Source organism: Bradyrhizobium sp. Ken51, from assembly GCF_055807435.1.
The window spans coordinates 120,946-142,341 of record NZ_JBVVPB010000006.1 but is presented as its reverse complement, the minus strand read 5'-3'; the positions used below and the strand labels follow the sequence as shown (position 1 = coordinate 142,341).

Sequence of the window (21,396 nt, the reverse complement as noted above, 5' to 3'; positions counted from 1 at the left end):
TGCCGTGCCTCGCAATTGGCAAGGCGCGGCGGCGTTGTTAGGCTGACCTTACCAAACTTTGGGGTGATCGCATGCGCCTTGTGCTTCAGCTTGTCGCCCGTCTGTTTCTCATCGTCGCCCTCTGCCTTGGCGCGGCGACCATCTGGGCGACGTTCGACGCCTATCGCAGCGTCGACCGGGCGACTGCGGCCTCGGCGCAGCGGGTCGCCCAGGCGCTTCAGGCCCTGTATTGGCACGAATTCCTGTTGCGTAGCAGCAGAACACGCGAGCAGCTCCTGCCGGTTCCGGAGTGGCGCACGCTGGAGACGATGAAGCTGATCTCACCCGGCGTCTGCGTGGAGTTCCAACCCGCTATCGCATTCGAGAAGCCGCTCTGCGGCCAGAGCGAGGGGCTCGGCAAGACGCCTCCGCGCTGGTTCGCGTCAATTGTGCCGACCTTCCTTGGCAGCCATGCGGAGGTGATACGGCCGGTCAGTCCCCGCGCGGCGACCGCCGGAACGGTGGTCGCGACGCCGGATGCCGCAGCTGCCATCTCGCTCGCTTGGGAATACATCCTCAACGTAATCGACGTCGCGCTTTTGATGGCGGCGGCGATCGCGCTGCTGGCTTCGCTCGCGATCGCGCATGCGCTGGCGCCGGCGCGCACGATCGTGACCGCCTTGCAGCGCATGGCGCGCGGTCAGTATCGCACGAAACTGCCGCGCTTCCGCTCGATGGAGCTGGCGATGATCGGCAGCGCCGTCGACGAGCTCGGCCGGCGGCTGGAGGAAGCGACCGAGCAGCGCGCGGCGCTGACGCGGCGCCTGATCGAGATCCGCGACGACGAACGCCGCGCGCTCGCCCGCGAGCTGCACGACGAGTTCGGACAAAATCTCTCGGCCATCCTCGCCTTCGCCAACACCATCGAGACGGCGAGCACGAAAGAAGACAAGCGCAACGACATCGTGCAGGACGCGCGGATGATCTCGCAGGCCACGCATCATCTGATGGCCTCGCTGCGCGACGCGCTGAAGCGCCTGCGCAATCCCCTGCCCGCCGAGCTTGGGCTGGAGGCGAGCCTTGTGAATCTGGTGGATAGCTGGCGCTCGCAGAGCTCCGCGCGGCCGACGATCCAGCTCGATCTCAAGGGCGACTTCACCGACATCAGCGGCCCGGCCGCGACCACCGCCTATCGCGTCGCGCAGGAATGCCTGACCAACGCGTTGCGCCACGGCGCGGCACGCGAGATTTCGCTCAGCGTCGAGCGACGCGCGGGCGACGACGATGCGTTGCTGATCCGTATCGAGGACGATGGCGGCGGCGACGCGGCACGCGTTGAGCAGTCGGCCGGCTTCGGCCTCACCGGCATCCGCGAACGGCTCGCGGCGGCCGGTGGATCATTGTCGATCCTGCCCGCCCATGCCGGACTCAGCGTCGCCGCCACCATCCCGCTCGCCGCGTGAGGACGGGATGAACGAGATTACGGCAACAGGCATCTCCGTGCTGCTGGTCGACGATCATCCGATCGTACGGCAAGGCTATCGGCGCGTGCTGGAAAGCCAGGGCGATCTGCATGTCGTGGCGGAAGCCGACAACGCCGCGGATGCCTACAGCGCCTTCAAGGCGCGCGATCCTGATGTCGTCGTACTTGATATCTCGATGCCGGGCGCGAGCGGGCTGGAAGCCATCCGCAACATCCGCGCGCGCAGCCCGCGGGCGCGGATCCTCGTTTTCACCATGCACAACGAGGCCGTGCTGGTGAAGGCAGCTTTCAGTGCCGGTGCCAGCGGCTTCGTCACCAAGAGCAGCGAGCCGTCCGCGGTCGTGTCCGCGATCCGGAGCGTTGCGCGCGGCGAACGCGCCATGAGCGACGACATCGCGCACATCCTGGCCGAGGACAGCCTGTCGGCGGGCTCTGCGCTGGATCAGCTGGGCGAACGCGAGATCGAGATCCTGCGCCAGTTCGCCGGCGGCGCCACGACCGAACAGATCGCTGCGCATCTCAATCTCAGCGTCAAGACAGTGCAGAACTATCACTACCTGATCAAGACCAAGACCGGCGCGCGCACGGATGCGCAGCTTGTGCGGTTGGCGGCCAGTTGTGGACTGACTAAAATCTAGATGCTCGCCCCTCCTTGGAGGTAGGAGCCCAGAACCCTCCTCCGTATGCGGGCATATCCAAGGATATTTCGACCGCCTTGCGATGCGGATTGGAACGGAGGCCGTCGAACTCTGGTTAGTACTGGAGTGAAGGAGTTCCGCCATGAGTAAGGCTATCCGCGAAGCTACCTATCCCGCGCTCATCACTGTCGGCGAGCTCATCGATGAACTCTGTCGCTTGCCAGACACAGCAACGATTCGATTCCACTGCCCCATGCTCGAGCAAGAGCTTGCATTCTACAGGCTTCGAAAGCGGGCGAAGGACCTGGTCGAAATCGAAGTCAATGCGTATCCGGAAAGCCCGCCGGTCGTGCCGTTGGCGGGTACCGCCCTTCGTGGGCGGAAAAAGGCCCACCATCCGCGTTCGCTCCGCGATGGTGCGCTCGCCCACAAGGTCGAAGGATAATTAAGCGGCGCCAATGCTGGCTATCGAACGGCTTTGGGACGGCGTGGAGGTGTTCGGCCTACGCCTTCAGCCCGCGCAATAGCAGCGCCAGCGTCGCATCGACACGCGCCGAGAGATCGGCGTCCTTCCATTCGTCGGCGTGGGCCGGATGGTGGAAGCGGACGGTGGCATCGAAGATGGCGCGTGCGGTGGTCTTGACGTCGCCCACCTCGAACACGCCCTGCTTCACGCCATCGGTCAGGATCGCCGCAATCTGGTCGATCATGGTGTCCTTGTGACACTTGACGGCTGCACACGCCTCGCGCGCCAGAGTCAGATAGGTGTCGAACATCTCGGGGTCGTCGAGCACGCGCGAACGCTTGGCGGCGAACAGGGTGCGCAGCCAGCGGTCGAGCCGCGCCGGAGCCGGGCCCTGCTCTTCGGCCAGCTGGCGTAACGGCGCGTCGATGCGGTCCAGCCAGCGTTTGGCGACGGCCTCGCGCAGGGAGGCCTTGCTCGGAAAATGGCGGTAGACGCTGCCGTGGCTCACATCGAGCGCACGGGCCACGTCGACCACGGTGGCCTTGGCGAGTCCGTAACGCCGCAGCACGTCCTCGGTCACTTCGAGGATCCGCTCCGGCGTCAAGATAACGGCTTCGTTCATGCCAGCACCATGTTCCCGTTGAGGGCTCAGTTACCCGGCGACGGAGCTGCTTCCGAAGCGCCCGTGCCGGTCGTTTCGGAAAGCTCTCGCCTTAATGAGGCAGTTTTGCAGCCTGCGCCGCGATCTGGCGCGCCACCAGTAAATTGAGCCAATGCCCAATCGTCCCGGTCAAATTGATGATTTCGGTCGTCATTGTCGTAAGTCTCCAATCAATTGGCGGTCCCCGTTGTTCGATTGCGACCCTCAATCCCCATCTGTCTGGGACGTCGGGCTCCCGGGATGCCGCCAGACGCCCAATCGGAGCGTCCGAGAACGGATATACACGTCTCGCTGACAGATTTCAATATCTGTCAGTCAATGATCCGTGATTGACAGTTAATATCTGCCCCCCCTCGGCGTGGGCCACCCATCGCCCGGGGTGGCCGGGCCGATCACCGCCCAGCCCAACATCCCCCGCTACCTTGTCGCCGCCGTTTGTTTCGCCCTCTCCCCTCTGCTAAATCACGGCGTAAAAAACATTCTGGCAGGTCGCCCCTCGTGGGTCGCCCGCCCACCTTCCTGGAGCAGTCCAATGATCCCCCGCTATACCCGCCCGGAAATGGCCTCGATCTGGGAGCCCCAGACCCGGTTCAAGATCTGGTTCGAGATCGAGGCGCACGCGGCGGACGCCCTCGCCGAGCTTGGGACTATCCCCAAGGACGCCGCCAAAACGGTCTGGGCCAAGGCCAGGAACGCCACCTTCGACGTCGCCCGCATCGACGAGATCGAGCGCGAGACCAAGCACGACGTCATCGCCTTCCTCACCCACCTCGCCGAGATCGTCGGCCCCGAGGCGCGTTTCGTGCACCAGGGCATGACCTCCTCAGACGTGCTCGACACCTGCCTCAACGTCCAGCTCACCCGCGCCGCCGACCTGCTGCTCGCCGACCTCGACAAGGTGCTGGCTGCGCTGAAGAAGCGCGCCTTCGAGCACAAGATGACGCCGACCATCGGCCGCAGCCACGGCATCCACGCCGAACCCGTGACCTTCGGCCTCAAGCTCGCCTATGCCTATGCGGAATTCTCGCGCGCTAGGGAGCGCCTGGTCGCGGCGCGGAAGGAAGTCGCGACCTGCGCCATCTCCGGTGCGGTCGGCACTTTTGCCCAGATCGATCCGCGCGTCGAACAGCATGTTGCAAAGGCCATGGGCCTCGTCCCCGAGCCGATCTCGACGCAGGTCATCCCCCGCGACCGCCACGCGATGTATTTCTCGACGCTCGGCGTGATCGCCGCCTCGGTCGAGCGTTTCGCGGTGGAGGTCCGCCACATGCAGCGCACCGAAGTGCTGGAAGCCGAGGAGTTCTTCTCCGAAGGGCAGAAGGGTTCGTCCGCGATGCCGCACAAGCGCAATCCGGTGCTCTCGGAAAACCTCACCGGCCTGTCGCGCATGGTGCGCGCCTATGTGACGCCGGCGCTGGAGAACGTCGTGCTCTGGCACGAGCGCGACATCTCGCACTCATCCGCCGAGCGCATGATGGGCCCCGATGCGACCGTGACGCTCGACTTTGCGCTGGTCCGCCTCGCCGGCCTGATCGACAAGCTGCTGGTGTATCCCGCCAACATGCAGAAGAACCTCGACCGCCTCGGCGGCCTCGTGCATTCGCAGCGTGTTCTGCTGGCGCTGACCCAGAAGGGCGCGAGCCGCGAGGACGCCTACAAGCTCGTGCAGCGCAACGCCATGCCGGTCTGGCGCGGCGAAGGCGACTTCCTCCAGCTCCTGAAGAAGGACGCTGAAGTGAAGAAGTATCTCACCGACGCCGAGATCGAGGAGCAGTTCGACCTCGGCTATCACTTCAAGCACGTCGACACGATCTTCAAGCGCGTGTTCGGCGAAAGCTGAACGTCATTCGTAGCCCGGGTGAGCGCAGCGATACCTGGGACTTCTCTCACAAAAGATCCCGGATGGCCCTTCGCTCATCCGGCAACAACAACAGAGACGGAGCCTCCATGCCCATCGTCAACCGCGTTGCCGCCCTCTCCGACGAAATGGCCGCCTGGCGCCATGACTTCCACGAGAACCCGGAGCTGCAATACGACGTCCACCGCACCGCCGGCATCGTTGCCGACCGCTTGCGCGAGTTCGGCTGCGACGAGGTGGTGACGGGCATCGGCCGCACCGGTGTCGTCGGTGTGATCCGCGGCCGCAAATCCGCCTCGGGCAAGACCATTGGCCTGCGCGCCGACATGGACGCGCTGCCGATCATGGAGACCTCGGGCGTCGCCTACGCCTCCAAGGTCCCCGGCAAGATGCACGCCTGCGGCCATGACGGCCACACCGCCATGCTGCTCGGCGCCGCCAAATATCTCGCCGAGACGCGCAACTTCGACGGCACCGCGGTCGTGATCTTTCAGCCTGCGGAAGAAGGCGGCGGCGGCGGCAAGGCGATGGTCGAGGACGGGCTGATGACGCGCTGGAACATCCAGGAGGTCTATGGCATGCACAACATGCCGGGCCTGCCAGAAGGGCATTTCGCGACCACGCCAGGCGCGATGCTCGCCTCCTCCGACAACATTCAGATCACGGTCCACGGCAAGGGCGGCCATGCCGGCGCGGGTCCGCACAAGTCCATCGACAGCGTGCTGATCGGCGCGCAGATCGTCAACGCGCTGCAATCGATCGTCGCGCGCAACGTCGATCCGCTGAAATCCGCCGTCATCTCGATCACGCAATTCCACTCCGGCACGGCCTTCAACATCATCCCGGAGATCGCCGAGCTCGGCGGCACCGTGCGCACGCTCGACCCTGAAGTGCGCGATCTCGTCGAGCGCCGTATCGGCGAGGTCGCCGACAGCGTTGCGCGCGCCTATGGCGGTTCGGCGGAGACCAAATACACGCGGATGTATCCGGTGACGATGAACCATGCCCGCGAGGCCGGTCTTGCCGCCGACGTCGCCCGCGACATCGTCGGTGCCGAGCGCGTCAACGACAAGTTCATTCCCATGATGGGCGCCGAAGACTTTTCATTCATGCTGGAAGCGCGCCCCGGCGCGATGATCCTGGTCGGCATGGGCGACGGCAACGAGTGCCACCACCCGGCCTACATCTTCAACGACAACATCCTCGGCCACGGCGCATCGTATTGGGCGCGTCTGGTGGAGACGCGGATGCCGGCGGGTTAGTCGGATTCGTAGGGTGGGTTAGCCGAAGGCGTAACCCACCGCCGTCTCTGTCCACGGAAACAGAAGAGGTGGGTTACGCCGAGCAGATGCGCTTTGCGCATCTGCAGGACTAACCCACCCTACGCACTTCTCCGCTCATCCCTGATATTGCAGCACGTGCATGCCGGCGTTCCAGTCGGAGACGAACATCAGCCCGTCCGGCCGGACATAGGCGTCGCAGGTCTTGGCTGCGAGCGCGACCTTCGGGCGGGGGTCGATGAGCTTTTTCGGTGGCGGCGGCACCCAATACGCGATCTCCTTCGGTGCGAAGGCGTCCCTGATGTCGAACACCCTGACGCCGGCATTGTTGTAGGTCGCGAAGATCGTCTCCTCGCTCTGGAACGAGCCCGGGCGATTCTCGTGCAGATTATGCGGTCCGAAGGTACCGTTCGAGCAGAAATCGCGTTCGCGCGGGGTCGGCAGGGTTGCGATCGGCACCGGGTTTCCAGGCGCCCGCACGTCGAGAACGAATGTATGGAACAGGCCTTTGGCGCACTGATCCGCATTGGCTTCGTCCGCGACGATTGCGAGCTGTCGCTTGGGCAGCGGCAGCGGTGTATGCGTGCCGCCGGCGAAGGGCGGTGACCAGTTGATGTGGGACAGCAGCTTTGGATTGGTGGGATCGCTGATGTCATGAATGGTGAAGCCGCCATCGCGCCAGGCAGCATAGCCGCGATCACCCGCCGTGATCATGTGATGGAGCGCAAAGCGCTTGCCCTTTGGCGTCGCCGGCTCGCCAGCCGCGCGGTTCATGCCCGGCAGCCACCATTTCGCGACGATCTCCGGTTTCGTGATGGTCTTGAGATCGACCACGCAAAGGATGTGATCGGTAAACCCGTCGAGATGTGCCGACACATAAGCATAGCGGCCGCCTGGCCACCACAGCCGGTTGATGCCGAAGCCGGGCATTTCGAGAAAAGCGATCTCGCGCATCTCGTTCGGCTTGGATATGTCGTGGATCGACAGCCCACAGCGGAATTTCTTTGCCTTGGTGATGCTGTCGACCAGCGTGTTCTCGAAATAGCCGCGCATGTTGTCGTAGGACTGCAGCGCGACGATGTTGGCGCCGTTCGCAAGCAGCAGCAAATCTTCCGCCACCTGCAAATGGTGGGTGCGGGTGTATTGTCCTGCGGTGAAGAAATTGACCGGCTTCAGCGCACGCGGATCGGATGCGTCCAGGATCGTCACGCCGTCGCTGAACATGTGCCCGACATAGACGTGCTGCCGGTTGAACATCACCTGCACGCTGTCGGGCCGTCCGCCGATGTCGCTATAGGTGATGTGCTTGATGCCCTTGCCGATGCCCTCGGGAGGAATGTCTGCCTCCGAAGCCGATGCCGGCCTTGACCACCCGGCCAGCGCCGCGGATCCGAACACGGCCGACAATTGCTGAAGGTGGCGGCGGCGAGAGAGTTGTGGCATCGGTTTCCCCCATTTTTTTGGGGATGATGATCGCTTGCGGCGAGGCATGCAAGGCTCGTGTCGTCTCCTCACCTCAATCGCAGGCGTGTCTAGTCCGGCCGGACATCACCGCTGCCTAGACCTCAGTTGCAGACCTCACCGGTGATTTTTAAGCTGGCGTTCGCATTGGGCACGAGCCCAAGGCGACAGCCCTTCGCGACCGGTCTGCATCCGGCGCCGTTGCAGATCATCTGGCCGGAGGCTTGTGACTTTGGCGCCGTAGACTCAGCATCTCTGCGGTCGCTGTCGCGCCTCTTCGAATTCTCGCGCGCCGCGACCGGCTTCTTCTCCTGAATCTTCTCGCACTCGTTGTCGTCGCCGACGTGATAGCCGGCGCGGCAGGTGATCTTCGCGCATTGATCGCCGTCGGCCTTGAAGCCGAAATTGCATACCAGCGGGCAGACCCGCCCCGGCTTCGCCTTCAGCGCATCGAGCGCGTCGACACTCGCGAGCTTTGCGTCGAACTGGGTGCCGGCATATTTGTTGAACAGTGTCAGCGAGCGCTGCGTTGCAGCGTTCCAGTCGCCGTCAGCGGCGGACGAAAGACAGCCGACCCGGCGCAATTCGTTCTGGACGGATTTCGCGAGGTCGCCGGGTGGCGGAGCGCTTGGCGGCGGCGGCGACAGCGCGGCGACCTTCCTGCCTTCGGAATCAGCCGCCTGCTTGTCCGCTACCTGCTTCGCTGCCGCCTCAGCTGCCGCCTTCTCCAGCGCCCGCTTCTCCGCGAGCGACTTGGCCGCGGCAGCTTCCGCCGCCTTGCGATCTCGTTCGGCCGCCTCCGCCTTGGCCTGCTCGATCTGCTTGGCCTTCTCGGCCGCAATCCGCGCCTCTTCCGCGGCTTTGGCAGCGGCGGCGGCTTTCTCCTGCTCGGCCTTCTGGGCTCGTTCGGTCGCGAGCCTCGCCTTCTCCTGTTCGGCCAGACGCGCCTTCTCGGTCGCCACCGTGCGATCCTCCTCGGCAGCAATCTTCTTCAACTGCACGCGGGCGAGGTTGGCGTAAAAGCCGTCCGGATAGGTCTGGAGGAATGCCTCCCAAGCTTCACGCAGGCCGGCCTGAAGGGCAAGCTCGTAGTCTTTGCGCACACTGTCCTGCGGATTTGCCTGCGGACCGGCTACGGCGGCCGGCCTCACCGGCACCAGCGGCACATCGCTGCCACCCAGAGAGCCATAGACATACGGCTCCTGCTTGTTGCCGGTCTTCTTCAAGACGTCGTCACGGACAAACCCGAACGCCTTGCGCAAGTCGAGCCCGGGCTTCGGCAGATGATCGGTCAGCGCGACCGCGAACGGGCTGTTGCGGGAGTCGCCATCCGACGCCGTCGATCCCGCCTTGGCCGCAAACGCGATCATCGTGTTCGGACTGGTCGGCTCGACCTTGGCAAGGCCGCCCCCAATCGCGCGCGAGGCCAGTGTGCGCTTCATCGTCTTGGCGAAGGGATTGTCACGGCACGCATCGAGGATGACGAGACGGAGTTGTTTGGCTGGTTCGACAGCATACAGCGCGCGATCAAGCGCGATCGTCTCGTCGAGGACATCGCCGTCGGTTTCCAGCATGGCATCGGTCGGAACGAGATAGTTGCTGCCGTCCAGTTCGATGCCGTGGCCTGCATAGTAGATCACCGCCATGTCGGCATCGCGCGTCCTGGCCGCGAACTCTCGTAGCGATCGCCGCATTTCGCTGGCATTGAGATCCAGCCTGATCTCAACCGTATCGAAACCCGCATTCCTGAACATGCCGCCGACTAGGCCGGCGTCATTCACCGGGTTCGCGAGCCGCGGCGCGTTTTTATAGGCGGAGTTGCCGATGACGAGCGCAACGCGCTTGTCGGCCAGGGCAGCGCCGCACCCGAGCCACAGACCGCACATCAATATCGATAGGCTTCGAACAATCATGAAAAACGCCCAGACCTATGCGGCCACTCAGGAGATACCCTAATTGCACACTTCCTTCGTCCGGCCAGACATCACTGAGCTCGCATCAGAGGTGCTGGCGCGTTCTATTCTGCATCCCTTGCCGACAGGGCGGCAGCCAGCGGCATTGCAAAATATCTGCCCAGATGCTTGCGGCTTCGATGGCGTGGACTCTGTGTCCTTCCGGTCCGTATCCCGCCTCCGCGAATCCTCACGCGTGGCGACCGGCTTCTTCTCCTGAATCTTTTCGCACTCGTTGTCGTCACCGACGCGATAGCCGGCGCGACAGGTGATCTTCGCGCATTGATCACCATCCGCCTTGAAGCCGAAATTGCAAACCAGCGGACAAACCCGGCCTGGCTTCGCTTTCAGCGCATCGAGCGCGTCGACGCTGGCGAGCTTGGCGTCGAACTGTGTACCGGCATATTTGTTGAACAGTGTCAACGAGCGCTGCGAGGCGGCGCTCCAGTCGCCGTCGGCGGTGGCGGACAGACAGCCAACGCGGCGCAATTCACTCTGCACGGATTTTGTCAGATCAGCCGCCGACAATGTGGATGCCGGCGCCGGTGAAAGGGCTGCAACTTTTTGCTCGACCTCAGGAATCTGCCGATCGGCCACAGGCTTTGCAGCCTGCTCCGCCTTCTCTGCGGCCTGCTTGGCGGCAAGCTCGGCCTTGGCCCTCTCCGCGGCCTGCTTCTCTGCCTGTGCTTTCGCTGCGGCAGCCTCGGCCAGCTTGCGCTGGTGCTCCGCTGCGTCCGCCTTCGCCTGCTCGATTTGCTTCTGCTTCTCGGCCGCGATCCGGGCCTCTTCGGCAGCCTTGGCGGCCGCGGCCGCCTTGTCCTGCTCGGCCTTCTGGGCGCGTTCGGCAATGAGCCTTGCCTTCTGCTGCTCGGCCGCATTCGCTTTTTGCTCGGCCGACGCGCGCGTCTCTTCAGCGGCGATCTTGTTCATCTGGCCCTTGGCCAGATTGGCGTAGAAACCTTCGGGATATTGCGCCAGGAAGGCCTCCCAGCCGTCGCGCGTGGCAAGCTGCAGCGCGAGTTCGTAATCCCTGCGAATAGAATCCTGCGGATTGGCCTGCGGACCGGTCGCGGCAGGCTTGGTCGCGACCAGCGGCACATCGTCGCCGCCGAGGGAGCCATAGACATAGGGCTCCTGCTTGTAGCCGGTGCTCTTGAGCACGTCGTCGCGCACGAAGCCGAACGCCTTGCGCAGGTCGAGGCCCGGCTTCGGAAGGTGCTCGACCAAAGCGACGGCGAACGGGCTGTTCCTGGAATCGCCGTCAGACGCGGTCGAACCGGCCTTTGCCGCGAACGCAATCATGGTGTTGGGGCTGGTCGGCTCGACCTTGGCAAGCCCGCGTCCGATCGCGCGCGAGGCCAGCGTCCGCTTCATGGTCTTGGAAAACGGGTTGTCGCGGCAGGCGTCCAGGATGATCAGGCGCAGCTGCTTGGCCGGCTCGACCGCGAACAGCGCGCGCTCGACCGGGATGGTTTCGTCGAGCACGTCGCCATCGGTCTCCAGCGTCGCGTCGATCGGAATGAGATAGTTGGTGCCTTCCAGCTCGATGCCGTGGCCGGCGTAATAGATCACCGCCATGTCCGCATCGCGGGTCCTGCCGGCGAACTCACGCAACATGCGCCGCATCTCGCTGGCACTGAGATCCAGCCTGACGTCGACGGAATCAAATCCCGCCTTCTTGAACATGCCGCCAACCAGAGTGGCGTCGTTGACGGGATTGCCGAGCTTGGGCGCGCTCTTGTACGCGGAATTGCCGATGACAAGCGCAACCCGCCGGTCCGCATGGGCCGGTCCGCAGGCGAGGCCAATGGCCAAAATCAACAAAGCAAATATCCGAAACGGAATCACTTGCGTCCCCCCGGATGCAATTCCACGAGACTATTCGGACCATCGCTCAATTACCAATTCTTCCTATGTGATACTTGTCACATAAGGGGCTCTATCGGGGGGATGGATAATGCGGCGAAGCGTCGCTCTGCTTTCGGCTGACGCCAAAGCCGCCCGTCGGGTCCGTTACATTTGCACCACCTCGTGGCGCATCACGAACGGTGCAAGCAGTGCGCGCACCTCGCTCGCAACCGCCTCGCGCTGATCCGCCGGCAGGCCCGCCAGCGTCACAGTGGCGATCGAACCGTGGCTGCCGTGAGCGCCGACCCTGACCTTGCAGTCGATGCCGCGCTCGGCGAGCGGCGTCAGCACCTTCGTAAACACGCGCTGGGCTGCGTCCCAGCGCAGCTGCGGCTTGAACACTTTGCCGACGCCCGTCACCGGCATCGGGTCGATCGGGATGACCTGCACCGGGACAGCCGCGCGCTCCGGCGTACGCTCGCGCACCCATGTCTCCAGCTCGCCCGGTTCGACGATCGCCCCCGGCTTCAGCTGCACGTAGCCCACCGGCAGCTCGCCGGCATAGGCGTCGGGTTGACCGACCACTGCGGCAAAGCCGACGGCAGGATGGCGGAACATGATCTCCTCGATCGGCGCCGGATCGATGTTGTGGCCGCCGCGGATCACGAGATCCTTGGCGCGGCCGGTAATCCAGAGATAGCCGTCGGCATCGAGCCGGCCGAGATCGCCGGAATTGACCCAGACCTCGTCGACGAAGGCGCCCTTGTTGTGTTCGTCGTTGAGATAGCCGCCGAACACGCCGGGCCCGGCCATGATGACGACGCCGATCTCGTCCGGCGCGCAGTCGCGGATCAGGTGGCCATCGGCATCGAGCTGCACGATGCGCCCGCGCGCGTAAGGCATCGGAAGGCCGACCGAACCAAGCCGGATCGGCCGTGACGGATAGGCCAGCGTGTGCACGCTCGAGGTCTCGGTCATGCCGTAGACCTCGACGACCGGCAATTTGAGCTTGTCCTGGATCGCAGACCCCACCGCGACCGGGATCGCCGAGCCGCCACCGGCTGCATATTTCAGGCTGGAGATGTCGGCGTTGCCAGGCGGCACCGCGAGTGTTGCGGCGAGTACCGTCGGCACGCTCGACAGCGCCTCCGGCTTGAAGCGCTCGACCAGCTGCCAGATGTTCTTGACCGCACTCGGATTGCGCCATCCGCTCGGCGACAGCACTACCAGCGAACCGCCGGCCGACAGCGTCGTCAGCACCTGCGTCAACGAGCCCCCGACGTGAAACAGCGGCATGCCGAACAGCATGTTGGCGCCCGGCTTCGACTTCAGCAGCAGATTGAGCGCCCAGGCCTGATAGACTTGGTTGGCATGCGTGTGCCGCACCAGCTTTGGCGTGCCGGTGGTGCCACCGGTGTGGAAATAGGCGGCGATGTCGTTGCCCAGAATCTTGCGCCCGCTGATAAGGCGGTCCGAAGGCTGCTGCTTGATCAGGTCGCTGAAGGCAAAGACTCCCTTCCCCGGGTCACCGCCACCGAACACCTGTACGATCGCCTTGAGATGCTTGAGCTGCGGCTTGATCTGCTCGACTTTCTGCCAGATGTCTGTGCCCGGCATCGGCCCGAGCGCCACCAGGACTTTTGTGTTCGCCGCTTCCAGAATCTCCGCGATCTGGTGCGGCTCCAGGAGCGGATTGACGGGATTGGCGATGCCGGCGGCCTCTGCGCCGAACAGCGTTACAAAGGCGTCCGGCACCAGCGGCAGCATGAAGCTGACGACGTCGCCCTTCTCGACACCAAGCGCGTGAAACATGTTGGCGGCCTGCGTGACGCGCGCGATGAAGTCGCGGTACGTGACCACGACCGGCGTGTCGGCCGGATCGGCGTTTTGCAGGAACTGGAGCGCCGGCCCGTCGGGGTTACGGGCCGCACCCAGCCTGATGGCGTCGTAAGTGCTCTCGGCCGCGACGCGATCGGCGTAAGGGACTTGCTCGAAGGCTCGAACCTCCGCGTCCGTTGCCAGCTCCGGATAGTCGTTGCCGATGAACCGATCGAGCGCATGGATGCCCGCCATGGAATTCCGTTCTCCCTCAGATGCATGTCCCCACGCCCTGTCTTTTGACTTTTTGGGCCCGCGGGCCTCGACCGATGGCCGGCCGAGCACGGGCAGAATGATCGATGATTTGGCGTTCGTCCATGACCTAACGTCGGCGACGATGGGGCTCCGGCAAAGCCTTTGAACCTGTGCGGCCGATCCGGGGACCAAGAACTGGCATCGGACTCACATGCCAGCATGCTTGCCAGCCGTTGCCAGCGTCCTGCCGCAAGACTTGAGGTGATCATGACTACGCCCCCGCGGGATTGCGCCACCCGGCTGTTCATCGCGTTCGCCGTGACAGCGGCGATCTTGACACCGGCGTTCGCTCTGCCCCGCGCGGCCCACGCCGAGGACGGCCAGATCGACAAGATGCGCGCCAAGATCTCGGCCTTCATCAGCGACAAGATGGAGAAGCTCGGCGGATCGCGCATCGTCTACAAGGTGGACACCGATGGCCTGCGCGAGAGCGTCGTCACGGATTTGCGCGACGACGTCTACAAGACCCTGCGCGAGGGCAAGATCGCCTTCTCCGGTCTTACGATCCGCGACGGCGGCGTCGAGTTGAAGATCGCCGACGTCAAGGGCCGCGAGCAGCTTGCACGCAAGCTCGCGTCAGCCGCGGAAGGATTGCCGTCGCATGCACTCGCCGTGACCAACGGCAGCGACGGAATGGTCAGGCTCGCGCCGACCGATGCAGCATCCGCCGCGCGGCTGCACGAGCTCGTCGAAGATTCCATCGCCATGATCGAGCAGCGTCTGAAGGAGGCCGGCGTCCAGCTCGCCAGCGTCCAGCCCGATGGGACCGACCGCATCCGCATCTTCCTGCCCGGGGTGATGGAGCCCGAGCGCGTCACCACAGTCTTCGCCCGAAGGGTCAAGGTCGGCTTCCGCCTGATCGACCTCTCGATGCAGCCTGAGCATGCGCAATCCGGCACGCCGCCGGCGGGCACGGAAGTCCTGCCCGGCTTCAAGGACAAGAGCCTTTATCTGGTCGCCAAGGACAGCGCGCTCGACGGCGACGACATCAGCTATGCGGGCCCTGGGTTTGCGAGTGCCACGAAAGAGCCGATCGCCTCGTTCCGCTTCAATGGCCGCGGCACGCGGCGCTTTGCCCACATCACCGAGGAGAATATCGCAAAGCCCTTCGCCATCGTGCTCGACGGCAAGGTGATCTCCGCCCCCGTGATCCGCGAGCCCATCACCGGCGGCTCGGGCCAGATCTCCGGCAATTTCACCCTGGAGGAAGCAAACAGCGTCGCCATGCTGCTGCGCGCCGGTTCGCTGCCCGGGCACCTCGGCCTGGTCGAGCAGCAGGTCGTGCAGCCCGCCGCCAAACCCTAAGGCGGGGGCTCGCCCCACGCCCACGCCTGGTCCCGCCCCGCCCCGTCGGCAGCCGAGATCCACCACACAGAGGCTCGTACCCGGTGGACCCCGAATCGCGGGCGCGCCACGGCCATACACACCGTCAAACAGGCAATTGCCGAAACGCCCGATCAGGCTAAAATTTGCCTCTTGCGGCACGGCGGCCGAAAGCTTCATCAAGCGGTCGTCGTTCGATTTCGGCTATAGGTGTCGAGAATACGACCGTGACTGAAGGCCTTACGCGGGGATAGTACCATGCCGTCCGGCAGCGCAGACATTTCGTCGATCCTCGACCGCATCCTCGAGGCGGCGACGGATAACCTCAGGATCGCGAAGATCCTGGTCCAGATGGGCCTCGATCCGAACAACGTCACCTACGATTCGATCTTCAATCGGATGCTGGAGATCTTCGTCCAGAACATCACGCTGGCCAATATGTTCGCCGCGGTGGGCGCCGGCTTCTTCGTCGCCACCCTCCTGATGCGGACGATGGTGCCGCTGCGCGTCGCCAACATGATCGGCTGCGCGTTCTTCGCCGTCTTCGGCGCGCTCTCCGCCAACGTCTCGACCTTCCTGCTCTATCTCCTGCTGCTACCCATCAACGCCTTGCGCCTGCGGCAGATGCTCAAACTCGTCAAGAAGGCGCGCCATGCGGCCGAAGGCGACATGTCGATCGAATGGCTCAAGCCGTTCATGACCGAACGCAAATATCGCCGCGGCGACACGCTCTTCAAACTCGGCGATCCAGCCAAGGAGATGCTCCTCACGGTCACCGGTAAGTTCCTGGTCAAGGAGATCAATATCGAGATCATGCCGGGCGCGCTGATGGGTGAGCTCGGCTTCCTCACGCCGGGCAACCGGCGCACCGGAACGATTGAATGCATCGAAGACGGGCAGGTGTTGACGATTACCTATGACCGGTTGCTCGAGATCTACTTCCAGGATCCGCAGTTCGGCTATTACTTCCTGGTGCTGACCAGCCAGCGCCTGCTGCAGAACATCGATCGGTTGCAGAATCAGCTGGCGTCCGAGCGGGCGGCCACCACGAACAGGATCGCGTGATCGAGTGCGCGTCGCCGCTCAGCTCAGCAGCAACGCCATGCCCGGATCGCCCTTCTCCATCGCACGTCGATAGGCCGTCCGCGCACTGATGCGGCCGAGATATTCGACCACGTTCGGACAGCGCTGGAGATCGTAGGGCTGGAAGTAGCGCATGGTGGTGAGTGAGAACACCGTCATGATGTCGGCAGTCGTGAAGGCGCTGCCCGCAAGATATTCAGCCTCGCGAAGCCTTGCGTCGAGTAGATCGTAGGCCCGATCGAGACGCCCCTTCATCGCGAGCAGGGTCGGATTGTCCTTGGCGAGATCGAGCCGGCTCAGGATCATCATTCGTCTATGCCGGGTTGCAGGGTGCCATTGGCGAAATGAAGCCAATACAGAAATTGCGCGAAGGCGGGATCAGTGGGACCGAGCACGAGTCCTCCGTTGCCATATTTTGCAACGATGTAGTCGACGACAGCGCCGGATTCCGCGAGCACCAGCTCGCCGTCGGTGATCACAGGCGCCGTACCAGCCGGATGCAGCGCCTTGTACTCGGCCGGAGCCAGCATCGTGACGGGATCGCGCGTATAGCGCTTCAGCTCGTAGGGAATTCCCAGCTCCTCGCACAGCCAGACGATTCGCTCGGACTGCGACTTGCCTAGATGATGGACGGTGAGCATGAGGCCTCCTGAAGACATGAAGCAGAACATAGGATGTGCCACGAGAACGCACAGGTGCGGTTGCGACTACGCCTCGTCCGTCACCATCCGCGCTACCACGCGGTCGCGGCGGATGAAATGGTGCCAGAGGGCGGCGATCACGTGAACCGCGATCAAGGCGAGCAGCACATAGGCAAAGAGAATGTGGCGGTCTTCATAGGCGCCCGCCGCCGCGCGGTCGGGAGCGGTGAATTGCGGCACGTGAAACAGGCCGAAGAAGTCCGAATAATCAGGTGCGTGCGCACCGGAATGTGCCCAGCCGAACATGGTGACCACGATGACGGCGAGGTAGAGCGCGCCGTGACTGATATGGGCCGCGACCTTCTGCCAGCGCGAGGTCTCGGCCGGCATGGTCGGTGTCGGGTTGACGAGGCGCCACACCAGGCGCAGCACGGTGAGCAGCAGGATCACATAGCCGATATCGGCGTGGATCGAGCGGTAGAAGAAGCGGTCGGGACGCGCCGGGATGTGGTTCATCCACCACCCGAAGCCGATCATGCCGATGATGGTCAGCGCCAGACTCCAGTGCAGCCATCGGGAAATGCTGCCCCAGCCGTGACTGGTATTTCTGATCATGTCGGCTCTCCGGAGTTTTGCGGGCCTGTCCCTATCCGCACCGCAGTACGGCAGCTGATACCGGAACCCATGCGGCAATCGCGAAATCGAATCGCTGCAAATTAGCCTTAAGCGCCCCTGCCGCAAAACCGCCCCAAAAACCGAATGGTAACCATGTCGGGCTAGAGTGATCACGTGACCAATTCCCCGACGATTCTGGTGTTCGATTCCGGCCTTGGCGGGCTCACGGTCCTGCGTGAGGTCGTGGCCGCGCGCTCCGATGCGCATTACGTCTACGTCGCGGATGACGCCTTCTTCCCCTACGGCCACCACAGCGAGGACGCGATCATCGCCCGCGTGGTGCCGCTGATGGGGGAATTGATCGGCACGCACGATCCTGACCTCGTCGTCATCGCCTGCAACACGGCGTCCACCTTGGTCCTATCGCATCTGCGCGCCGCTTATTCCCTGCCCTTCGTCGGCACGGTGCCGGCGATCAAGCCAGCCTGCGCGCAGTCGAGGAGCCGGCGGGTGTCGGTGCTCGGCACCAAGGGCACGGTGAAGCGCGAATACACCAAGGCGCTGATCCGCGATTTCGCGCAAGGCTGCGAGGTGACACTGGTCGGTTCGCCCGAGCTGGCGGCGCTGGCCGAAGCAGAGCTCAACGGCTCTCCCGTCAGCGACGACGCCATCCTCGCCGAGCTCGCCCCGTGTTTCGTCGGCGATGCCGGCGACGCAGGCGCACGCACCGACACCGTGGTGCTCGCCTGCACGCATTACCCGCTGCTGCTCGACCGGCTGAGAAAGCTGGCCCCCTGGCCGGTCGACTGGATCGATCCGGCGCCCGCGATCGCCCGCCGCGTCTCGGATCTGCTCGGCCCGCACACCGATGGTATCGCGCAATCCGGCGCCGAGATGATCTTCACCTCGAACCGCGTGCATGGCCTTTCGGCCGTGCTGATGCCGTTCTTCGGCGGCCGCATTCCAGCCTGACCTTGCGCCTCGACGGCGCGCTGCTAGGCTCCGCCGTCGTCGTTTCCTGCAGGTTCTTCCCATGTCGGTCTCCGCAACGCCGCTCAACCGTCTCCGCCAGCTCTGGCGCGAGGGTCGCCCCGCCTTCGGTGCGATCGCGACGATCCCGAGCGTGCAGACCGTGCAGATCATGGCGCGCTCGCTCGACTGGATCATCGTCGATCTCGAGCACGGCCCGATTGGACTGACCGAAGCACATGCGATGATCGCGGCCACCACCGGCACACCGTGCACGCCGCTGGTGCGGATCGCGGCGAACGAGCCATGGCTTGCGAAGGCACCGATGGACATCGGCGCCTTCGGCATCAATTTCCCGATGATCACCAATCGCGCGGAGGCTGAGAAAGCGGTGCGCAGCGTGCGCTATCCGCCACGCGGCGATCGGCTCTGGGGTCCGTTCCATGCGCCATTCCGCTGGGGCCAGTCGATGCCGGACTATATGGCGAGCGCGGATGACGAGATGATCTGCATGATCACGATCGAGCACGTCGACGCCGTCAACCGCATCGACGAGATCATGGCGACGCCCGGCATCGACGTCGCTGTGATCGGCCCCGGCGATCTCGCCACCTCCATCAACAAGCGCGGCCAGATGGACGATCCGGAATTGCTGGAGCTGGTGGCGCGGGCCGAGGCGGGCATCCTCAGAAGCGGCGTGCCGATTGGCGGCGTGGCGCGTACCGCAGACCAGGCCAACGCTCTGGTCGACCGCGGCTACCGCGCGATCGCGCTCGGCTTCGACTGGTCGTTGTTCCAGCGCGGCATCATGGCGGCGTTCGACGGAATCAAGGGCTAGCCATTGAGTCTTGCCGGGAGTTTTGCCGGGAACCACCGCGCTGCTAGGGTCGGTCGTTCCAGGGAGGAAAAACCATGTTCAAAAAGACTTTGCTCGCTCTTGCCTTCACCGGCCTTGCCGTTGCCGCCTTCGCCCAGCAGCCCGGCATCAAGCGCACCCCGCTCCAGAAGGTCGAATTTCCGGATGGCTACAACACCATCACGGCCATCGCGGAAGTCCCGGCGGGCGGCGCGGCCGGTCGCCATACCCATCCTGGCATCGAGACCGGCTACGTGCTCGAAGGCGAGCTCAATCTCCTCATCGACGGGCAGCCGGAAAAGACGCTGAAGGCCGGCGATTCCTACCAGATCCCGGCAGGTGTCGTGCATGACGCCAAAGCCCACGGCGACAAGGCTATGAAAGTGCTCGGAGTTTACGTCGTCGACAAGACCAAGCCGCTGGCCTCGCCGGCGCCCTGATGCGGCGAACCGACCGGCCCCACGCGGGTTGGTTCGTGCTAGAGCAGGCGGCGGGCGGGAACTCCGCTCGCTGCACAAACTTTAATCAGGGGAAACCAAAGAGCGATGCGCGGGACGTCCAAGACCATTTCGCTGCCGCGTCGCCTGATTGTCGACCTCATGCACGCCTCGATGGGCGTGCCCTTCGTGTCCCTGTCCCGTTCGCTCGATATCGGCCGCCTGCTGGAGGCCCGCGCGGGCGCGATGGCGCCAGCCGGCTGGGCGGCCATGTTCGTCAAGGCTTTTGCCCTCGTCGCCAGGGACGAGCCGGTCCTGCGTACCGTCTATGCCAAATGGCCCTGGCCGTCGCTCTACGAGCTGCCGAAGAGCGTCGCGTCGGTGGCCATTGCCCGGGTCGAGGGCGGCGAGGAATGCGTGATCCCGCAGCGAATCGTGGCTCCCGAGGCCATGACGCTGGCTGCGGTCGACGCCGAGATCCGGCGCGCCAAGACCGCCCCGATCGACGAAATTCCCATGTTCCGCAAGATCATGCGGGTGACCCGCCTGCCGCTGCCGCTGCGGCGGCTGTCCTGGGCTATCGGGCTGAAATTCGGCCGGCAGCGCGGCAATTGGTTCGGCAGCTTCGCGGTGAGCTCGGTGGCAGCCTATGGCGGCGGCGAGCTTCACCCCATCACGCCCGGCCCCTTCATCGTCAGCTATGGGGTGGTCGGGCCCGACCAGACCATCCATGTCGTGATTCGCTGGGATCACCGGGTGACCGACGCCGCCCCGATCGCCCGGGTCCTGACCCGGCTGGAACAGGTCCTGAACACTGAAATTGCTGCCGAATTACGGGCGGCCGGGTCGAAGCCGATCCGGGCAGTCGGGACGTGATTCCGGGCCATTCGCATTGACAGCGAGCCCCAAATCCTCCTAAAAGCCGCTTGCTCGCGGGCCGATTTCGGCCCGCGATGCGTTTCGCGACCCGTGGTCCTGTCCCTCAAGCTTTGGGATCGGACCTGTCAGTGCCGGCCTAGCCCGTCACACAGGAGGGCGCGTTTCCTCAAACCATGTACCTGAAGAGGACGCGATGACTAAGCGCAGTGAGGCGAAGTACAAGCTCGATCGCCGTATGGGCCAGAACATCTGGGGCCGCCCGAAGAGCCCCGTGAACCGCCGCGAATACGGCCCCGGCCAGCACGGCCAGCGCCGCAAGGGTAAGCTCTCCGACTTCGGCGTGCAGCTGCGCGCCAAGCAGAAGCTGAAGGGCTATTACGCCAACATCTCCGAGCGTCAGTTCCACAGCATCTATGTCGAGGCCAGCCGCCTCAAGGGTGATACCGGCGAGAACCTGATCGGCCTGCTCGAGCGCCGTCTCGACGCGGTTGTGTACCGCGCCAAGTTCGTCTCGACGATCTTCGCCGCGCGCCAGTTCATCAACCACGGCCACGTCAAGGTGAACGGCCGCAAGGTCAACATCTCGAGCTATCTGGTCAAGATCGGCGACGTGATCGAGGTCAAGGAAGCCTCCAAGCAGCTCGCCCACGTCCTCGAAGCCAGCCAGCTCTCCGAGCGTGACACCCCCGACTATCTCGAAGTCGACCACGGCAAGATGACCGCCAAATATATTCGCATCCCGCACCTCTCGGACGTGCCGTTCCCGGTGCAGATGGAGCCGCATCTGGTCGTCGAATTCTATTCGCGCTAAGATCTGAATATCGAAAGGCCCCG

18 protein-coding genes and 1 pseudogene are annotated in these 21,396 nt (G+C 64.2%); 12 read left to right on the top strand and 7 right to left on the bottom strand.

Features of this window, described 5'->3' with window-relative positions:
* Window positions 1–71: 71 nt before the first annotated feature.
* From AC0L27_RS13345 to AC0L27_RS13335, 3 genes are all read left to right on the top strand, one after another.
* Window positions 72–1,442: a sensor histidine kinase gene (locus tag AC0L27_RS13345; RefSeq protein WP_354208515.1), complete on the top strand. Its 1,371-nt coding sequence runs from the start codon at window positions 72–74 to the stop codon at window positions 1,440–1,442.
* Window positions 1,443–1,449: 7 nt separating this feature from the next.
* Window positions 1,450–2,100 carry a response regulator gene (locus tag AC0L27_RS13340; protein WP_085351047.1) on the top strand — a complete coding sequence of 217 codons (651 nt, stop codon included), beginning with the start codon at window positions 1,450–1,452 and terminating at the stop codon, window positions 2,098–2,100.
* Between the two features lie 142 nt (window positions 2,101–2,242).
* The gene (locus tag AC0L27_RS13335) at window positions 2,243–2,545 is read left to right on the top strand and encodes a hypothetical protein (protein WP_275170097.1); all 303 of its coding nucleotides are present in this window, start codon (window positions 2,243–2,245) and stop codon (window positions 2,543–2,545) included.
* Window positions 2,546–2,603: 58 nt separating this feature from the next.
* On the opposite strand, the gene AC0L27_RS13330 is transcribed toward AC0L27_RS13335, so the two are convergent.
* Window positions 2,604–3,188, bottom strand: a complete 585-nt coding sequence (locus tag AC0L27_RS13330; RefSeq protein WP_354208514.1) for a TetR/AcrR family transcriptional regulator — start codon at window positions 3,186–3,188, stop codon at window positions 2,604–2,606.
* 571 nt (window positions 3,189–3,759) lie between these two features.
* Here AC0L27_RS13330 and purB point away from each other — a divergent pair.
* Window positions 3,760–5,067, top strand: coding sequence for an adenylosuccinate lyase (gene purB / locus AC0L27_RS13325; protein ID WP_354208513.1), 1,308 nt, complete (start codon window positions 3,760–3,762; stop codon window positions 5,065–5,067).
* A gap of 107 nt (window positions 5,068–5,174) precedes the next feature.
* Complete coding sequence (locus AC0L27_RS13320) at window positions 5,175–6,347, top strand: M20 aminoacylase family protein (RefSeq protein ID WP_354208512.1); 1,173 nt, start codon at window positions 5,175–5,177, stop codon at window positions 6,345–6,347.
* Window positions 6,348–6,482: 135 nt separating this feature from the next.
* Here AC0L27_RS13320 and AC0L27_RS13315 read toward each other — a convergent pair whose 3' ends face one another.
* The 4 genes from AC0L27_RS13315 to AC0L27_RS13300 form a co-directional block, all read right to left on the bottom strand.
* Entirely contained in the window at window positions 6,483–7,808 is a 1,326-nt protein-coding gene (locus AC0L27_RS13315; RefSeq protein WP_473319403.1) for an LVIVD repeat-containing protein, read from the bottom strand.
* A 122-nt stretch (window positions 7,809–7,930) separates the two neighbouring features.
* Entirely contained in the window at window positions 7,931–9,739 is a 1,809-nt protein-coding gene (locus AC0L27_RS13310; RefSeq protein WP_354208510.1) for a caspase family protein, read from the bottom strand.
* A gap of 39 nt (window positions 9,740–9,778) precedes the next feature.
* Entirely contained in the window at window positions 9,779–11,626 is a 1,848-nt protein-coding gene (locus AC0L27_RS13305) for a caspase family protein (protein ID WP_354254860.1), read from the bottom strand.
* Between the two features lie 165 nt (window positions 11,627–11,791).
* Window positions 11,792–13,699, bottom strand: a complete 1,908-nt coding sequence (locus AC0L27_RS13300) for an acyl-CoA synthetase (protein WP_354208508.1) — start codon at window positions 13,697–13,699, stop codon at window positions 11,792–11,794.
* Window positions 13,700–13,966: 267 nt separating this feature from the next.
* Here AC0L27_RS13300 and AC0L27_RS13295 point away from each other — a divergent pair, with 267 nt between their 5' ends.
* Complete coding sequence (locus tag AC0L27_RS13295) at window positions 13,967–15,064, top strand: SecDF P1 head subdomain-containing protein (RefSeq protein WP_354208507.1); 1,098 nt, start codon at window positions 13,967–13,969, stop codon at window positions 15,062–15,064.
* Window positions 15,065–15,340: 276 nt separating this feature from the next.
* Window positions 15,341–16,147, top strand: a complete 807-nt coding sequence (locus AC0L27_RS13290; protein ID WP_275170088.1) for a Crp/Fnr family transcriptional regulator — start codon at window positions 15,341–15,343, stop codon at window positions 16,145–16,147.
* Window positions 16,148–16,165: 18 nt separating this feature from the next.
* Here AC0L27_RS13290 and AC0L27_RS13285 read toward each other — a convergent pair.
* Both AC0L27_RS13285 and AC0L27_RS13280 read right to left on the bottom strand, forming a co-directional pair.
* Window positions 16,166–16,806: pseudogene (locus tag AC0L27_RS13285) on the bottom strand (glutathione S-transferase family protein).
* 66 nt (window positions 16,807–16,872) lie between these two features.
* On the bottom strand, window positions 16,873–17,421 hold the full coding sequence (locus AC0L27_RS13280) for a cytochrome b (protein ID WP_354208505.1): 549 nt from the start codon (window positions 17,419–17,421) through the stop codon (window positions 16,873–16,875).
* Window positions 17,422–17,595: 174 nt separating this feature from the next.
* Between AC0L27_RS13280 and murI the strand changes: the two genes are divergently transcribed.
* From murI to rpsD, 5 genes are all read left to right on the top strand, one after another.
* Window positions 17,596–18,393: a glutamate racemase gene (murI, locus tag AC0L27_RS13275; protein WP_354208504.1), complete on the top strand. Its 798-nt coding sequence runs from the start codon at window positions 17,596–17,598 to the stop codon at window positions 18,391–18,393.
* A gap of 61 nt (window positions 18,394–18,454) precedes the next feature.
* Window positions 18,455–19,228, top strand: a complete 774-nt coding sequence (locus AC0L27_RS13270) for an HpcH/HpaI aldolase family protein (protein ID WP_354208503.1) — start codon at window positions 18,455–18,457, stop codon at window positions 19,226–19,228.
* A 74-nt stretch (window positions 19,229–19,302) separates the two neighbouring features.
* On the top strand, window positions 19,303–19,686 hold the full coding sequence (locus AC0L27_RS13265; protein ID WP_354208502.1) for a cupin domain-containing protein: 384 nt from the start codon (window positions 19,303–19,305) through the stop codon (window positions 19,684–19,686).
* A gap of 105 nt (window positions 19,687–19,791) precedes the next feature.
* Complete coding sequence (locus AC0L27_RS13260) at window positions 19,792–20,559, top strand: acyltransferase (RefSeq protein ID WP_354058271.1); 768 nt, start codon at window positions 19,792–19,794, stop codon at window positions 20,557–20,559.
* A 196-nt stretch (window positions 20,560–20,755) separates the two neighbouring features.
* Window positions 20,756–21,373: a 30S ribosomal protein S4 gene (gene rpsD, locus AC0L27_RS13255; protein WP_007612106.1), complete on the top strand. Its 618-nt coding sequence runs from the start codon at window positions 20,756–20,758 to the stop codon at window positions 21,371–21,373.
* Window positions 21,374–21,396: the final 23 nt, after the last annotated feature.

Bases quoted from the DNA above. Each gene is read 5' to 3' on its own strand.
- AC0L27_RS13345 (WP_354208515.1), top strand. From the start codon at position 72: ATGCGCCTTGTGCTTCAGCTTGTCGCCCGTCTGTTTCTCATCGTCGCC.
- AC0L27_RS13340 (WP_085351047.1), top strand. From the start codon at position 1,450: ATGAACGAGATTACGGCAACAGGCATCTCCGTGCTGCTGGTCGACGAT.
- AC0L27_RS13335 (WP_275170097.1), top strand. From the start codon at position 2,243: ATGAGTAAGGCTATCCGCGAAGCTACCTATCCCGCGCTCATCACTGTC.
- AC0L27_RS13330 (WP_354208514.1), bottom strand. From the start codon at position 3,188: ATGAACGAAGCCGTTATCTTGACGCCGGAGCGGATCCTCGAAGTGACC.
- purB (WP_354208513.1), top strand. From the start codon at position 3,760: ATGATCCCCCGCTATACCCGCCCGGAAATGGCCTCGATCTGGGAGCCC.
- AC0L27_RS13320 (WP_354208512.1), top strand. From the start codon at position 5,175: ATGCCCATCGTCAACCGCGTTGCCGCCCTCTCCGACGAAATGGCCGCC.
- AC0L27_RS13315 (WP_473319403.1), bottom strand. From the start codon at position 7,808: ATGCCACAACTCTCTCGCCGCCGCCACCTTCAGCAATTGTCGGCCGTG.
- AC0L27_RS13310 (WP_354208510.1), bottom strand. From the start codon at position 9,739: ATGATTGTTCGAAGCCTATCGATATTGATGTGCGGTCTGTGGCTCGGG.
- AC0L27_RS13300 (WP_354208508.1), bottom strand. From the start codon at position 13,699: ATGGCGGGCATCCATGCGCTCGATCGGTTCATCGGCAACGACTATCCG.
- AC0L27_RS13295 (WP_354208507.1), top strand. From the start codon at position 13,967: ATGACTACGCCCCCGCGGGATTGCGCCACCCGGCTGTTCATCGCGTTC.
- AC0L27_RS13290 (WP_275170088.1), top strand. From the start codon at position 15,341: ATGCCGTCCGGCAGCGCAGACATTTCGTCGATCCTCGACCGCATCCTC.
- AC0L27_RS13280 (WP_354208505.1), bottom strand. From the start codon at position 17,421: ATGATCAGAAATACCAGTCACGGCTGGGGCAGCATTTCCCGATGGCTG.
- AC0L27_RS13270 (WP_354208503.1), top strand. From the start codon at position 18,455: ATGTCGGTCTCCGCAACGCCGCTCAACCGTCTCCGCCAGCTCTGGCGC.
- AC0L27_RS13265 (WP_354208502.1), top strand. From the start codon at position 19,303: ATGTTCAAAAAGACTTTGCTCGCTCTTGCCTTCACCGGCCTTGCCGTT.
- AC0L27_RS13260 (WP_354058271.1), top strand. From the start codon at position 19,792: ATGCGCGGGACGTCCAAGACCATTTCGCTGCCGCGTCGCCTGATTGTC.
- rpsD (WP_007612106.1), top strand. From the start codon at position 20,756: ATGACTAAGCGCAGTGAGGCGAAGTACAAGCTCGATCGCCGTATGGGC.